Here is a 981-nt window from a genome sequence, read left to right on the forward strand (position 1 = left end):
GTCAGTTCGTCTCGTCTCTCGGCCTTGAGGATCCGGATTTGCCTGAATCCTCAGCCTACTGACTTTCACCAGGACTACCAACGCCTGGCTCACCTAGCCTTCTCCGTCCCCCCATCGCAATACAGTGAGGTACGGGAATATTAACCCGTTTCCCATCGACTACGCCTTTCGGCCTCGCCTTAGGGGCCGACTCACTCTGCTCCGATTAGCGTCGAACAGAAACCCTTGGTCTTCCGGCGGGGGAGTTTTTCACTCCCCTTGTCGTTACTCATGTCAGCATTCGCACTCGTGATACCTCCAGCAGACCTCTCGATCTCCCTTCATCGGCTTACACGACGCTCCTCTACCGCTCGTCATTCGACGAACCCGTAGCTTCGGTACCTGGTTTGAGCCCCGTTATATCTTCCGCGCAGGCCGACTCGACTAGTGAGCTATTACGCTTTCTTTAAAGGATGGCTGCTTCTAAGCCAACCTCCTAGCTGTCTGAGCCTTCCCACATCGTTTCCCACTTAACCAGGATTTCGGGACCTTAGCTGACGGTCTGGGTTGTTTCCCTTTTCACAACGGACGTTAGCACCCGCTGTGTGTCTCCCACGCGTCACTCACCGGTATTCGGAGTTTGCCTCGGGTTGGTAAGTCGGGATGACCCCCTAGCCGAAACAGTGCTCTACCCCCGGCGGTGCTACGTGAGGCGCTACCTAAATAGCTTTCGAGGAGAACCAGCTATCTCCGGGCTTGATTAGCCTTTCACTCCGATCCACAAGTCATCCAAATCTTTTTCAACAGATCCTGGTTCGGTCCTCCAGTTGATGTTACTCAACCTTCAACCTGCTCATGGATAGATCGCCCGGTTTCGGGTCTATTCCCAGCGACTGGTCGCCCAGTTAAGACTCGGTTTCCCTACGCCTCCCCTATACGGTTAAGCTCGCCACTGAAAATAAGTCGCTGACCCATTATACAAAAGGTACGCGGTCACAGAAC

The 981-nt window shown here is 54.1% G+C and carries 1 rRNA gene; it reads right to left on the minus strand.

The features are described from left to right. Positions 1-981: ribosomal RNA gene (locus LWH48_RS18110) — 23S ribosomal RNA — on the minus strand; the annotation flags it as partial.

This window comes from Halomonas sp. G15 (genome assembly GCF_021282295.1).
Lineage (GTDB): Bacteria > Pseudomonadota > Gammaproteobacteria > Pseudomonadales > Halomonadaceae > Halomonas > Halomonas alimentaria.